5 protein-coding genes are annotated in these 14516 nt (G+C 74.8%); 1 reads left to right on the top strand and 4 read right to left on the bottom strand.

The window, feature by feature from the left end:
• The 4 genes from ACFVZW_RS34800 to ACFVZW_RS34785 form a co-directional block, all read right to left on the bottom strand.
• On the bottom strand, nt 1-10817 hold a 10817-nt coding region (locus ACFVZW_RS34800), incomplete at its 3' end, for an SDR family NAD(P)-dependent oxidoreductase (RefSeq protein ID WP_384530146.1).
• A 94-nt stretch (nt 10818-10911) separates the two neighbouring features.
• Nucleotides 10912-11889 (bottom strand): thioesterase II family protein, encoded by a 978-nt coding sequence (locus ACFVZW_RS34795; protein WP_384530143.1) that lies wholly within the window; start codon nt 11887-11889, stop codon nt 10912-10914.
• Nucleotides 11886-12122, bottom strand: coding sequence for an acyl carrier protein (locus ACFVZW_RS34790; RefSeq protein ID WP_384530140.1), 237 nt, complete (start codon nt 12120-12122; stop codon nt 11886-11888). Before ACFVZW_RS34790 ends, ACFVZW_RS34795 begins: the two co-directional genes overlap by 4 nt.
• Nucleotides 12119-14002: an HAD-IIIC family phosphatase gene (locus ACFVZW_RS34785; protein ID WP_384530138.1), complete on the bottom strand. Its 1884-nt coding sequence runs from the start codon at nt 14000-14002 to the stop codon at nt 12119-12121. Before ACFVZW_RS34785 ends, ACFVZW_RS34790 begins: the two co-directional genes overlap by 4 nt.
• Before the next feature lie 280 nt (nt 14003-14282).
• On the opposite strand from ACFVZW_RS34785, the gene ACFVZW_RS34780 reads away from it, so the two are divergent.
• Nucleotides 14283-14429: a hypothetical protein gene (locus ACFVZW_RS34780; RefSeq protein WP_383562364.1), complete on the top strand. Its 147-nt coding sequence runs from the start codon at nt 14283-14285 to the stop codon at nt 14427-14429.
• The last annotated feature ends 87 nt before the right edge of the window (nt 14430-14516 follow it).

Here is a 14516-nt window from a genome sequence, read left to right as displayed (position 1 = left end):
ATGAGGTGGCGTGCGCCGTGGTGGGTGACGAGGTGGCGGGCGAGGAGGCTGCCGAGTGCGCCGGTGCCGCCGGTGATCAACACCGTCCCCTCCGGATCGAAGGCCCGCTTGCGCGACCCTCCTTCCGTGTCCGTGGCGGTCGCGGCCGTTCCGGAGCGGGCCAGCACGGGGGCGTACAACAGGCCGTCCCGTAGCGCCACTTGCCCCCGGCCGGTCGCGACCGCCGCGGGCAGCAGGGCCGCTTCCGCAGCCGTGCCACCGTCCGCCCCCGCGTCCGGTGCCAGGTCCACCAGGGTGAAGTGGCCCGCCGTCTCCGCCTGCGCGGTGCGCAGCAGACCCCACACCGTCGAGACACCGACGGCCGACGAGGTCACCCGGGGGTCCGGGCCCGCCCCGACGGCGCCGCGCGTGACCACCACGAGCCGCGCGTCGGCCAGCCGCTCCTCCGTGAGCCATTCCTGCACCACGGCGAGGGCGTCCGCCGCCGACTCGTGGGCGGCGACGAGCACGTCGTCGCCCCGCTCCCACAGGGGCAGCACGACCACGGACGGCACCGGGTCGCCCGCGTCCAGCGCGGCCCGCAACCCCGCCAGGTCCGCGTGATGCGCCCGGGCGCCGAGCTGTCCGGCCAGGTCCGCGCCGTCCTTCCCGAGCACCGCCCATGAGGATTCCGGCGCGGTGTCGTCGGCCGGCCGTGCGGCCGGCATCTCCTGCCACCGCAGGACGTACAGCGGATCCCGGGACCCCGCGGAGGCATCGGCGAGCCCGCTGAAGTCCACTGCTCGCAGGGCGAGTTCGGTCACCGTGGCGACCGGGGCGCCCGTCGGGTCGGCCAGCGTCAGGGTCGCCGTGTCCGGGCTGCCGCGGCGCAGCCGGGCCCGTAGCCGGGTGGCGCCGGCGGCGTGCGCGGTGATGCCGGACCAGCTGAACGGCACCCGCAGCGGCGCGTCCGGATCGGCGACGAGCAGCGCGTGCAGCGCGGCGTCGAGCAGCGCGGGGTGGAGCGTGTGACCGGTGGTGTCGGTGCCTTCGGGGAGGGTGACCTCGGCGTAGAGGTCGTCGCCGTCGCGCCAGAGGGCGGTGAGGCCCTGGAAGAGCGGGCCGTAGGCATAGCCCCGGCCGGCGAGTTCGTCGTACGCGCCGGCGAGGTCGACGGCCTCGCCGGGCGGCGGCCAGGCGAGGTGCTCCGCCTGCGGGGAGGTGGGAGCGAGGGAGCCGGCGGCGTGCCGCGTCCAGGCGCTCTCCTCCTCGTCGGTGCCCGCCGCACGGGAGTGCACGGTGAGTGGCCGGTGGCCCGACCCGTCCGCCGAGCCGACCGTCACCTGGAGGTCGACGGCCGCCGACGCGGCCAGGACGAGCGGGGCCTCCAGGGTGAGGTCCTCGACCGACCCGGCGGCGGTGAGGTCCGCCGCGTGCAGGGCCAGGTCGACCAGTGCCGCCCCGGGAAGCAGGACCGTCCCGGCGACCGCGTGCTCGCCGAGCCACGGATGCGTACGGAGCGAGACGCGGCCGGTCAGCACGAGACCGCCGCCCTCCGCCAGCCGTACCTCCGTGTCGAGCAGGGCGTGCCCGGACCCGGCCCCGCCCGCCGAATCCGTGCGCGGGGTGAGCCAGAAGTGCTCCTGCCGGAACGGATAGGTGGGCAGGTCCTCGGGGTGCTCCGGGGTGCGCTCCGGCCGCCACGCGGCGGGCGAGTGCCCGCTGGTGTGCAGCCGGGCCAGGGCCGCGCCGAACGTGGTGCCCTCGTCACCGCTGCGACGCAGGGTCGGGGTGAGCACGGCCGGTCCGGAGAGCGACTGCTGGGCGAGCGCCGTGAGGGTGGCGTCCGGGCCCAGCTCGACATAGCGGGTGACCCCCAGCTCCTGGAGGGCGCGCACATGGTCGGTGAAGCGGACGGCGTCGCGGATGTGCGCGGTCCAGTAGGCGGCGGACGTCGGATCGCCCGCGGTGACGAGCGGGATGACCGGCTCACGGAAGCGGATCTCCGAGACGGCCTCCCCGAACGCCTGGAGCACCGGCTCCATCAGGGGCGAGTGGAAGGCGTGGCTCACCTTGAGCCGGGTGGTGCGCCGGCCGAGGGCCGTGAAGATCTCCCGTACCGCGAGCGCGTCCTCCTCCGCACCCGAGATCACGGTGGAGTCCGGCGCGTTGAGCGCGGCGACGGACAGCCGTGGCGTCAGATGGGGGAGCAGCTCCTCCTCGGTGGCCTGGACGGCGATCATCGCGCCGCCGGCCGGCAGATCCCGCATCAGCCGCCCCCGGACCGTGACGAGCCGGGCGGCGTCGTCGAGGTCGAGCACGCCGGCGGCGTGCGCGGCGGCGATCTCGCCGATCGAATGCCCCGCCATGTGGTCGGGGACGATCCCCCGGTGCTCCAGGGCCCGGTAGAGCGCGGTCTGCAGCGCGAAGAGGGCGGGCTGGGTGTAGTCGGTCCGGTTCAGGAGCTCCGCGTCCTCCCCCCACATCACCTCGCGCAGGGGCCGGTCGAGATGCGGGTCGAGCGCGGCGAACGCGGCGTCGAGGGCGGCGGCGAACACCGGGTCGGCGGCGTGCAGTTCACGCCCCATGCCGAGACGCTGGCTGCCCTGACCGGTGAAGAGGTACGCGGTGCCTCCGGGCGTCGCCGCGCCGCTGACCAGGCCGGGTGCCTCCGTGCCCGCCGCGAGTGCGGCGAGGCCGGTGAGGAGCGCGTCGCGGTCGGCGGTGTCGACGACCGCCCGGTGCTCGAACCGGGCCCGGGCCGCGAGCGAGGCGGCGACGTCCTGGACGGGCGTCTCCGGGTGCTCCACGGCGTACGTGTGGAGCTGCCGCGCCTGGTCGCGCAGCGCCTCGTCGCTCTTGGCCGACAACAGCCAGGGAAGCGCGGCGGGTTCACCGCCGGCCGACGCGGCGTCGGCCTGCTCGATGACGACGTGCGCGTTGGTGCCGCTGATGCCGAAGGAGGAGATGCCGGCCCGGCGCGGCTCGTCGCCGGACCGCGGCCACTCCCGGTTCTCGGTGAGCAGCCGGACGGTGCCGTCGGACCAGTCGACATGGTCGGTCGGCTCGTCCACATGCAGGGTCCGGGGCAGAACCCCGTTCCGCATCGCCATGATCATCTTGATGACACCGCCGACGCCCGCCGCGGCCTGGGAGTGCCCGATGTTGGACTTCAACGAGCCCAGCCAGAGCGGGTGTTCGGCGTCCCGCTCGCTGCCGTAGGTGTTGAGCAGCGCCTGCGCCTCGATCGGGTCGCCGAGCCGGGTGCCCGTGCCGTGCGCCTCGACGGCGTCCACCTGGTCCGCGGAGAGCCGGGCGTTGGCGAGCGCCTGCCGGATCACCCGCTCCTGCGAGGGCCCGTTCGGCGCGGTGAGACCGTTGCTCGCGCCGTCCTGGTTGGTGGCCGTGCCCCGCACCACCGCCAGGACCGGGTGCCCGTTGCGCACCGCGTCGGAGAGCCGCTCGAGGAGCAGCAGGCCCACGCCCTCGCTCCAGCCCGTCCCGTCGGCCGTGGTGGAGAAGGACTTGCAGCGGCCGTCGGGGGACAGCCCCCGCTGCCGGCTGAACTCCACGAAGGTGCCGGGCGTCGCCATCACCGTCGCGCCGCCCGCCAGCGCCAGCGAGCACTCGCCCTGCCGCAGCGACTGCGCCGCCAGGTGCAGCGCCACCAGCGACGACGAGCACGCCGTGTCCACGGTGATCGCCGGGCCTTCGAGCCCGTACGTGTACGCGATCCGCCCCGACACCACGCTGCCGGTGTTGCCGGTCAGCAGGATGCCTTCCAGCTCCTTCGGCATGTGCTGCACGGGCGGCGCGTAGTCGTGGTACATCGTGCCGGCGAACACGCCGGTGTCGCTGCCCCGCACCTCGGCCGGGTCGATGCCGGCCCGCTCGAAGGTCTCCCAGGTCGTTTCCAGGAGCAGCCGCTGCTGCGGGTCCATGGCGGTGGCCTCGCGCGGGCTGATGCCGAAGAACTCGGCGTCGAACTCGCCCGCCCGGTAGAGGAATCCGCCCTGGTCCGTGCTGGACCTGCCGACGGCCTCGGGGTCGGGGTCGTACAGGTTCTCCAGGTCCCAGCCGCGGTCCTGCGGGAAGGGGCCCACGGCGTCGGTCCCCTCGGAGACCAGCCGCCACAGGTCCTCGGGCGAGGCGACCCCGCCCGGGTAGCGGCAGGCCATGCCGATGATCGCGACCGGCTCGTACGCCGCGCCCGCCCCGCCGCCCGTCGCGGCCCGCACGACCGGAGCGGCCCCGCCCGCGGTTCCCGCCGTCAGCCGCTCCCGCAGATGCGCCACCAGGGCCTGCGGGGCCGGGTAGTCGAAGACCAGCGTGGCCGACAGCCGAAGGCCGGTCGCCGTGTTGATCCGGTTGCGCAGCTCGACCGCGCTGAGCGAGTCGAAACCGAGGTCCTTGAACCCGGTGGTGACGTCGACGGCCGCCGCCGAGGCGTGGCCGAGCACCGCCGCGGCCTGCTCACGCACGAGCTCGGTGATCCTGCGGGTCTGTTCGCCCTCGTCGAGACCGGCCAGCTCCGCGGCGAACCCGCCGTCACCGCCCGGTGCAGCCGCGCCGGCCCGGGGCAGCGGCGCGCGGACAAGCCCGCGCAGCAGCGGGGGCACCCCGCCGGAGGCCGCCCGGGCCCGTACCGCCGCCAGGTCCAGACGGGCGGGCACGAGCAGGGGCTCCGGGCGGCCGAAGGCGGCGTCGAACAGGGCGAGCCCGTCGGCCTCCGTCATCGCGGCCACACCGGAGCGGGCCATCCGCGCCAGGTCGGAGCCGCCCAGCTTCTCGCCCATGCCGCCCTCGCCCCACAGGCCCCAGGCGAGCGAGGTCGCCGGGAGGCCGAGGGCGTGCCGGTGGTGGGTCAGCGCGTCGAGGAAGGTGTTGGCCGCGGCGTAGTTCGCCTGCCCGGCGGCACCGATCAGACCGGACACGGACGAGTACACGACGAACGCGGACAGATCCAGGCCGGCGGTCAGCTCATGGAGATGGAAGGCGGCCTCCGCCTTCGGGCGCACCACGGTGTCCAGCCGCTCGGGGGTGAGCGCGGTGACCACACCGTCGTCGAGGACACCGGCGGTGTGCACGACGGCGGTCAGCGGATGGGCGACGGGCACCGATGCCAGCAGCGCGGCGACCGCGGCACGGTCCCCGGTGTCGCAGGTCTCGATGTGCGCCTCCGCACCCAACTCGGCCAGTCGGGCCACGAGTTCGGACGCACCCGGGGCGTCGGCGCCCCGGCGGCTGGTGAGCAGCAGGTGCCGTACGCCGTGCTCGGCGGCCAGATGCTCGGCGAGCAGCCGGCCGAGCCGTCCGAACGCGCCGGTGATCAGCACGGTCCCGTCGGCCGCGAGCGGCCTCGGCGCGCTCTGCGCGTACGGCCCGTCCGTCGGCGTCGCGTCGGCGACCCGGGCCAGCCGGGGCATGCGGATCTCGCCCGCGCGGACCGCGCTCTGCGGTTCCCCGGACGCGGCGACGGTCCACAGCCGCCCGAGCGACTCCGGTGCGCCGTCGACGTCGACCAGCGCGAAACGGCCCGGGTACTCCGACTGCGCCGAGCGCACCAGGCCCCACAGGGGCGCGGCGGCCAGGCCCTCCGCCGTCACTTCCGGTGCCACGCCGGCCTCGGCGGCGGCCGTTCCCACGGCGTCACGCGTCACCACCACCAGGCGGGTGTCCGCGAGCCGGTCGTCGTCCAGCAGGGCCTGCACGGTGGCGAGCGCCTCGTGCGCGGTACGCCGAGCGGCGTCGAGCGGGAGCTCCGGACCCGAGTACGCGGCGGACCCGGGCGCGTACACGGCGAGTTCGGGGGCGGTCGCCGTTCCGGCGTCCAGAGCCGCCCGGAGCGCGGCGATGTCCGCGTACGGCTCGGCGCCGAGCGCGGCGGCCAGCTCCCGGGCCTCGGGGGAGCCGCCGAGCACCACCCGGCGCCCCTGGCCGGCGGCCTCGGCTTCCGTCCCCGTGACCGTGTCGGCCGCGAGCGACGGCTGCCAGGCGACCGTGAACAGCGGGTGCTGCCGGGCGGTTGCTCCCAGGCTCGCCGTGGACGCCTCGCGCAGCACCAGCGACTCGACCACCGCGACCGGAGCCCCCGTCGGGTCGTCGAGACGCAGGGTCACGCCTCCGTCGGGCGACGGCCGTGCGCTCACCCGCAGCCGGGTGGCGCCCGTCGAGTACAGCGTCACCCCGCCGAACCCGAACGGCAGAAGTCCCTGCGCGCCGTCGACGAGCGGGGCTTCGAGGGTGAGTTCCTCCACCGTCCGGGTCTGCGTGAGCCCGGCCGCGTGCAGGGCGAGGTCGGCGAAGGCGGTGCCGGGCAGGAGGGTGGTCCCCGCGATGGTGTGGCCGGCGAGCCAGGGGTGGGTGCGCAGGGAGATCCGGCCGGTGAGGACCAGCTGGTCGGAGTCGGCCAGCGTGACCGCCGCGCCCAGCAGGGCGTGGTCCGACGCGGTCAGCCCCGCGGCGGTGACATCGGTCGCGGCGCGCTGCGACGCGAGCCAGTAGTGGTCCCGCTGGAAGGGGTAGGTCGGCAGGTCTTCCGGGTGGGCGGGGGGGTGCGCCGGGTGCCAGGTCGAGGGGGAGTGGCCGCCGGTGTGCAGACGGGCCACGGCGGCGGCGAAGGTGCCGGCCTCGGGGGCCTTCCGGCGCAGGGTGGCCGCGACGACCGCCGGCGCCGTCAGGGTCTGCTGGGTGAGGGCGGTCAGGGTGGCGTCGGGGCCGAGTTCGAGGTAGCGGGTGACGCCGTCGGCTTCGAGGTGCTGGATGCCGGGGTGGAAGCGGACGGCCCGGCGGATGTGTTCGGCCCAGTAGGCGGGGGTGGTGAGGTCGTCGCCCGTGGCGGGGAGTCCGGTGACGTTGGAGATGACCGGGATCTTCGGGGTGTGGAAGGTCAGGCCGGTGATGGCCTGGCGGAAGTCGTCGAGGACGCCGTCCATGTGGGCCGAGTGGAAGGCGTGGCTGACGGTCAGACGGGTGCTCTTGCGGCCCTCCGCCGCGAAGTGCTTCCGCAGTGCCTCGGCCTCCGCCGCGTCACCGGAGATCACCAGCGAGCCGGGCGCGTTGAGCCCCGCGATGCCGATCCCCGCCGTCAGCCGGGGGAGTACCTCGTCCTCCGTCGCCTGCACGGCGATCATGGCGCCGTCGGAGCGGGCGGACTGCATGAGCCGGCCCCGGGCGGCGACCAGGGTCACCGCGTCGGACAGGTCGAGGACCCCGGCGGCGTGCGCGGCGGCGATCTCGCCGATCGAGTGTCCGATCAGCGCGTCGGGGACGATCCCCCGGCTCTCCAGGGTCCGGTACAGCGCGGTCTGCAGCGCGAAAAGGGCGGGCTGGGTGTACTCGGTCCGATGGAGGAGCTCCGCGTCCTGCCCCCACACCACGTCCCGCAGCGGCCGCTCCAGGACGGCGTCGAAGCGGTCGCACACCTCGTCGAAAGCGGCGGCGAACACCGGGTCGGCGGCATGCAGTTCACGCCCCATGCCCAGACGCTGGCTGCCCTGGCCGGTGAAGAGGAACGCGGTGGTGCCGGTGGTCGCGGTGCCCGTCGTCAGGCCAGGCGCCTCGGCACCCTCGGCGAGCGCCGCGAGGCCGGCGAGGAGGCCGTCACGGTCGGCGGAGTCGACGACCGCCCGGTGGTCGAAGCGGGTACGGGCGGCCAGCGAGGCCGCGACCCGCTCGGCCGGGACGTCCGGGTGCTCGACGGCGTACGCGTGGAGCCTGCTCGCCTGCTCGCGCAGTGCCTCGTCGCTCTTGGCGGACAACAGCCAGGGCAGCGCCGGGAGTTCGGACACCTCGCCCTCGGAGCCTTCCGGCGCCTGCTCGATGACGACGTGCGCGTTCGTGCCGCTGATGCCGAACGAGGACACGGCCGCGCGGCGCGGTCGGTCGACCGTATGCCACGGACGGTCCTCGGTCAGCAGCCGGACCGTGCCCTCCGACCAGTCGACGTGCTCCGTGGGCCGTTCGGCATGCAGGGTCCTCGGCAGCCGGTCGTGGCGCAGCGCCATCACCATCTTGATGACACCGCCGACACCGGCCGCCGCCTGTGCGTGGCCGATGTTGGACTTCAACGAGCCCAGCCAGAGCGGGCGTTCGGCGTCGTGCTCACGGCCGTACGTGTCGAGCAGGGCCTGCGCCTCGATGGGATCGCCGAGCCGGGTGCCCGTGCCGTGCGCCTCGACGGCGTCGACGTCACCGGGCGTCAGGTCCGCGTCGGCCAGGGCCTGGCGGATCACGGCCTCCTGGGAGGGCCCGTTGGGCGCGGTGAGACCGTTGCTGGCACCGTCCTGGTTGGTGGCCGTGCCCCGCACCACCGCGAGGACCGGGTGCCCGTTGCGTACCGCGTCCGACAGCCGCTCCACGAGCAGCAGACCGACGCCCTCGCTCCAGCCGGTGCCGTCGGCCTCGGCAGAGAACGCCTTGCAGCGGCCGTCCGGGGAGAGCCCCCGCTGGCGACTGAACTCCACGAACATACCGGGGCTCGCCATGACGGCCGCGCCGCCGGCCAGCGCCAGCGAGCACTCGCCCTGCCGCAGGGCGCGCGCGGCCAGGTGCAGGGCGACCAGGGACGAGGAGCAGGCCGTGTCCACGGTGATCGCCGGGCCTTCGAGGCCCAGGGTGTACGCGATCCGGCCGGAGGCGACGCTGCTGAGCTGGCCCGTCAGCAGATAGCCGTCGACGCCCTCGGTGGCCTCCGCGAGCCGGGGACCGTACTCGAGCCCGTACGTGCCGGCGAAGACGCCGGTGTCGCTGCCGCGCAGCGACGTCGGGTCGATGCCGGCGCGCTCGAAGGTCTCCCAGGCCGTTTCGAGCAGCAGCCGCTGCTGCGGGTCCATCGCGGTGGCCTCGCGCGGACTGATGCCGAAGAATCCGGCGTCGAACTCACCGGCCTCGTGAAGGAACCCGCCCCGCGCGGTGGACGACTTGCCGGCGGCATCCGGGTCGGGGTCGTACAGGTCCTCGTCCCAGCCGCGGTCGTCCGGGAACGGGCCGATCGCGTCCGTCCCCTCGGTCACCAGGCGCCACAGGGACTCGGGCGAGTCGACCCCGCCCGGGTAGCGGCAGGCCATGCCGATGATCGCGATCGGCTCGCCGGGATCGGCCGGTGCCCGCCGGGCGGTCGCGCGCGGCGCCGCCGCGTCGTAGAGCAGCGTGTGCAGATGCGCGGCGAGGGCCTCCGGGGTGGGGTGGTCGAAGGCGACGGCCACCGGCAGGCGTACGCCCAGGGCCTGCGCGAGGCGGTTGCGCAGTCCGACGGCGGCCGAGGATTCCAGGCCGAGGTCGCGGAAGGTGTCACCGGGCGCACCGACCGTGCCGCCGGGACCGGCCCCGAGCACTCCCGCCGTCTGTTCCCGTACGAGCTCCAGCAGGCGCCGGCGGCGCTCGGCGGGGGCCAGCGGGTCCAGCTCCGCCCGGAGTTCGGTGGCCGGTCCGGCGGCCTCGGCGGCGTCGGCCGCGGTGTCGTACGCGGGCAGCTCCAGCCGTACCGGTTCGCTCGCGCCCGGGTCCGCCTCGGCGCCGGCGCCCGCCTCGGCCGCGCCGTTGGTGGTCGCCCGGGCCAGGTCGACGGGGAGGCCGTGCGCCCACAGGTCGGCGAACGCCGCGGCAAGAGCCCGGTGGCCGTCCCGGTCGCGTACCAGCGACCCGGTCACGACCGCGTCCCCCGCCCGGCCGGCGTCCTCGACGATGTCCTCGACGGCCATCTTGAGCACCGGGTGCGGGCCCGCCTCCAGGAACGCGCCGTGGCCGTCGGCGAGCAGTGCGCGCACCGCCGGCTCGAAGAGCACCGGGCGGCGCAACTGCCCCGCCCAGTACGGTCCGTCCAGCTCCACGGTGTCCAGCAGGGCGCCGCGCGCCGACGAGTAGAACGGGATCCGCGACGCGGCCGGGCGCACGGACCCCAGCCCGTCGAGCAGCCGGTCCATGATCGCGTCGACCTGGCCGACATGGACGGGGAAGTCGGCCCGGATCCGCCGCGTCCGTACCCCTTCCGCCGCGAGGGCGGCCTCCAGCTCGGCCAGCGCGTCCTCGTCGCCCGACACGGTCACCGAACCCGGTCCGTTGACCGCGGCGAGACCCAGCCGGTCACCCCAGGGGGCCAGCCGCGCCCGCATCTCCTCGGCGGGCAGCAGCACCGCCACGATGCCGCACCGGCCCGACAGCTCCTCGGTCAGCGCCGCGCCCCACACCGCCGCGATCCGCAGCGCCTCGGACCGGGGCAGCGCCCCGCACGCATGCGCGGCGGCCATCTCGCCGATGCTGTGCCCCACCACCGCGACCGGCTCGACTCCTCGGGAGCGCCACTCGGCGGTGAGCGAGATCATCACGGCGACCAGCGCCGGCATCACCACCGCCGCGGACTCCAGCGGCGGAGCGCCCTCGGCGCCCCGCAGGACCTCGACCAGATCCCAGCCCACCAGCGGGCGCAGCTCCTCGGCGCATGCCTCGACGCTCTCCCGGAACACCTCGGACCCGTCGAGCAGATCGACGGTCATCCCGTCCCAGTGCGCGCCGAATCCGGGGTAGACGAACACGGCGCCCGGGGCGCCGCCCGTCTCCGGCACCCGGCCCTCGCGCAGCCCCTCGGCGGCGGCCTCCTCGATCCGTCCGGCCGCCAGCGCGCGCAGTCCCGCGAGCAGCTCGTCGCGGTCCCGGCCGAGGAGGGCCGCACGGTGCGCGGCCGCCTCGTCGGCGGCGGTCAGCGCGGCCGCGGCCGACGCGGGTGACAGGCCGGGGAGGGCGTCGAGCAGTTCCGCCGCGGCGGCGGCGCGCGCACGCAGCGAGGCCGGTCCGGGCGCCGAGACCGGCCACAGTACGACGGGGTGGGGTGCAGCAGTCATCGTCTACCGTCTCCGAATTTCGGTTGCGCGGGATTCAGGTGGAACAGGGAGTGCGAGGGGGGAGAGAAGAGCGCCGGAAGCCGGGGCGCGGCCGTCAGGACCGGGCGGCGTGCTCGGCGGCGAGCAGCGAGGAGATCAGCCGGAGCACGATCGCGGGCGCGGACCGGTGGAAGAAGTGCCCGCCGGTCAGGGTGAACACCCGGAAGTCCGCCGAGGTGTGGCGTGCCCAGTCGGCCGCGATCCGGGGCGTCACCAGCGGGTCGCTCGACCCGGCGAGCACCCGGACCGGGACCGGCAGCGGTTCGTGGTCGGTGCCGGGGACGCGGCTGTGCGCCAGGCGCAGGTCGTCACGGAGCACGGCGACGGCGAGCCGCAGCCACTCCGGGTAGCGGAGCACCAGCTCGGGCACCCCGTCCAGGCGGGTCATCCAGGCCGTCAGCTCCTCGTCGGTGAGCCGGTCCGGCGAGATGTCGCCACGCGGTGTGTGCGGCGGGGGACAGGCGCCGACCAGCAGCTGACGCGGCGGTGTGCGGCCCTGGACGACCCGGCGCCGGGCCAGCTCGTAGGCGACGATGCCGCCCATGCTGTGCCCGTAGAAGGCGTACGGCGCGTCCATCAGGGGGTCGAGCGCCTCGTCCAGCTCGTCGACGAGCCGCGCGAAGTCGTGCAGCCGGGGCTCGCGGGCCCGGTGCTCGCGGCCGGGCAGCTGCACCGGCACGACGGAGATCGCACCGCCCAGGCGCGACTGCCAGCCGGAGAACGAGGAGGCCGCCCCGCCGGCGTGGTGGAAGCAGAACAGCCGCAGCCGCGCGGAGGCCGGCTCGGCCTGCCGGGGCAGCAGATACGCCGAACGGGCCGGACCCGCGGGACCATCGGCCGGACCGATGTCCCCGGCGGACGGGTCGGCGGCAGGGGACGCCGTACGGGCCCCGGTGACCGTGCCCGTCCTACGGGATCCGCCGGCCTGGGACTCCGTACCGGACCCGGCGCCCCGGTACTCCGTGCGGCCGGCCGCCGGGGAATCCGTACGGGATCCGCCGGCCGCTGCCGCCGGACCCGCGCCGCCGGTCATGGCTCCACCGTCTGCGCCGTCAGCGCGTAGATGTCGTGCAGGCTGGTCGACTCCAGCACCTGCGTCATCGGTACCCGCTGCCCGGTCTCCCGCTCGATCGCGGTGAGCAGGGTCAGCAGGTGCAGCGAGTCCCAGCCGGGCAGCTCGTCGAAGCCGGCACCCACCGTCTTGGGCGTGAGGGACAGGCCGATCTCGCTGTGGACGAGGGACAGGAAGTCGTCGAGGCTCTTCACTGGTGCAGCCCTCCCAGGCTCAGGGTCAGCCGGATGTGCTCCGGCGGCGCGGGGATCTCCGCCAGGTCGTGGCGGTAGAGGGTGGGGGCACCGTCGGTGCCTCCGCCGGCCGGGCTGAAGCCGTTGCCGGGGTAGAAGTCCTGGACCTTGCCGTTCTTGGCGGACGGCCGGTAGCCGGCCCGCACCGAGCGCAGGCCCTCCTCCCGGGCGTGGCCGAGGATCGCCGACAGGCAGGCCTGCTCGATGCCGCGGGCGAACACCCGGCAGCTGAGCAGGAAGTTGTCGATGACGAGCGTGTCGTCCTCGCGGTGGGCGAGGACGGCGCCGACGACTCCGTTGTCGCCGAACCGGTCGCCGGAGCGGATGGTGAGGACCAGGGAACCGGGCGCGGCGGCCCGCTCGGCCACCTCGGACTGCTGGAGCCGCTCGGTGGTCAGATTGAACTGGTTGGTACGCAGCGTCAGTTGGGACACCCGCGCCAGCTCGGCCGGAGAGGCGTCGGCGAAGCGCACCTGGACGTCCAGCTCGCGCAGATAGTCGTCGAGCGAGGAGAAGCTGTGCAGGAAGTCCTTGCGGTCCAGCTCCTCCCGGTACCGCTCGGGGCGCTTCAGATCGTCGGACGTGATGTCCCGTACGTCGAACCACCCGTCCCGCAGCAGCTTCTCGACATGCAGCGCCGGCTCGTCGTCCAGGGCCACCACGGCGACGTCCGGAAGCTCACGGGCGACGAGCCCGCACTCGTACGGGCTGTCGTCGGCGAAGACGAAGCTGTCCACCCCGAGATTGAGCTCGGCGGCCAGCTCGCGCAGATTGTCGTGCTTGGGACGCCAGTTGGCGATGACGCGGACGAAGTCGTCCTCGCGCAGCGTCATGTCGGGGTGGGACCGCAGCACCTCGCGCACCGGGTCCAGGTCGTTCTTGCTGACCGCGGCGAGCAGCACCCCCTGGGACGCGATCTGCCGGGCGGTCCGCTGGAACCGGCGGAACGCCTCGCCCCGGTAGGAGCCCGCGACCTCGATGCCCTCGATCCCGTCGTCGCCCAGGATCCCGCCCCAGACCGTGTTGTCCAGATCGAGGACCAGGACCTTCTTCGCGCGGCCGGTGGACGCGCGGAGCAGGTGGGCCACCTCGCGCGCGTACGCCGCCTGTGCCTCGGGCGACAGCTCCGTGTGCGTGTAGACACCGAGCCGGTCGTCACGGAGCGGCAGCTCCGCGCCGAGCAGCGGGTCGAGGTCGAGGACGGTCAGGGCGGGGTGGTCGTCCATCAGCCGCAGCAGCCGCGCGTTGGCCTCCCGCCACACGGCGCCGAGCCTGGCCCGGTCGCGTACGCCGATCAGCTGCGCCGGCCATTCGCGCGGCAGCGGCAGGGTGTTGAACACCAGCGTGCCCTGCCCCGCTCCGTCGAAGGCCGTCGCCAGCCCGTCGAGCAGCGTCAGCTTCTCGTCGAACACCCGGCGCACGTCCTCCGGGCTCCAGGGCACGGGGACCTCGTCGAAGACCACGGAGGCGTCCAGGAGGCACACGACCGCGTCGGGCTTCGCCGCGTACAGCTCGCTCGCGGCGTCCGACAGGTCGAAGACGTAGCCGTCGAAGTCGGACACGTGCGGGCGCAGCAGCAGACCGTGCCGGGCCAGCTCGGCCGTGACCGGCGCGACGAGCCCGGACACGGTGCTGTGCCCGGTGAACGCCACCGACAGGACCGGTGTGTCCGGGTGTTCGGCGAGCACGGCGTCCGCGCCGAGGCGCGCCAGCAGGTTTCCCGCCCAGCGTGTCCCGGCCGCGTCGCCCGCGCCGATCAGGCCACGCACCAGCGGATACTCGGCGGCCACGCGGCCCTGCTCGTACAACGACCGCAGCGTGTCGTCCGTCTTCTCGACCATTCCCAGCTCTCCCCGTACGTCGGGTACGACGCGGCCATGCTTGGCGAGCGGTCTAAAGCGGCCCTAACAGCCGTCTAGGGCCCGGCGTTCCAGGTCGCACCGGCCGCCGGGGGCGGTTGCCCGTGCCGCCTCGGCCGGTCGTCGGGGATGGGCCGGGCGGGAATTAGGGGCCCTTAAGTGGCGGTTTGGAGGGCCCGCCTAGATCTTCATCCCGCACCACGGCGTGATCGGTGACCGGCCGAACCGGGCACCGCACGACCGCGACTCTTCGGAGGAACACATGGCAACCGCCCTTACCGCAGAGCTGGAGTTCGACCTCGACCTCGACCTGGAGGTCGTGGTCCAGGACTCGCCCGCCATGGAGGCCAAGTCCTTCACGGGTACCGGCACCTGTCTCTCCTGCCCGGTCACCTCCTGGCACTGCTGATCGGCCCGGAAGCCGGCCGGCTGACGAGCCGACGGCGTGACGGACCGACCAGCTGACCGGGTGCCGGGCGGCACGGCCCGCCAGGGC

Origin of the sequence: Streptomyces sp. NPDC059567, assembly GCF_042735655.1 — a bacterium.
GTDB lineage: Bacteria > Actinomycetota > Actinomycetes > Streptomycetales > Streptomycetaceae > Streptomyces.
The sequence above is the reverse complement of the archived record's forward strand: the minus strand, read 5'-3'. Positions and strand labels throughout refer to the sequence as shown.

Coding starts and splice junctions, on each gene's coding strand:
- ACFVZW_RS34795 (WP_384530143.1), bottom strand. CDS start 11,889: ATGACCGGCGGCGCGGGTCCGGCGGCAGCGGCCGGCGGATCCCGTACG.
- ACFVZW_RS34785 (WP_384530138.1), bottom strand. CDS start 14,002: ATGGTCGAGAAGACGGACGACACGCTGCGGTCGTTGTACGAGCAGGGC.
- ACFVZW_RS34780 (WP_383562364.1), top strand. CDS start 14,283: ATGGCAACCGCCCTTACCGCAGAGCTGGAGTTCGACCTCGACCTCGAC.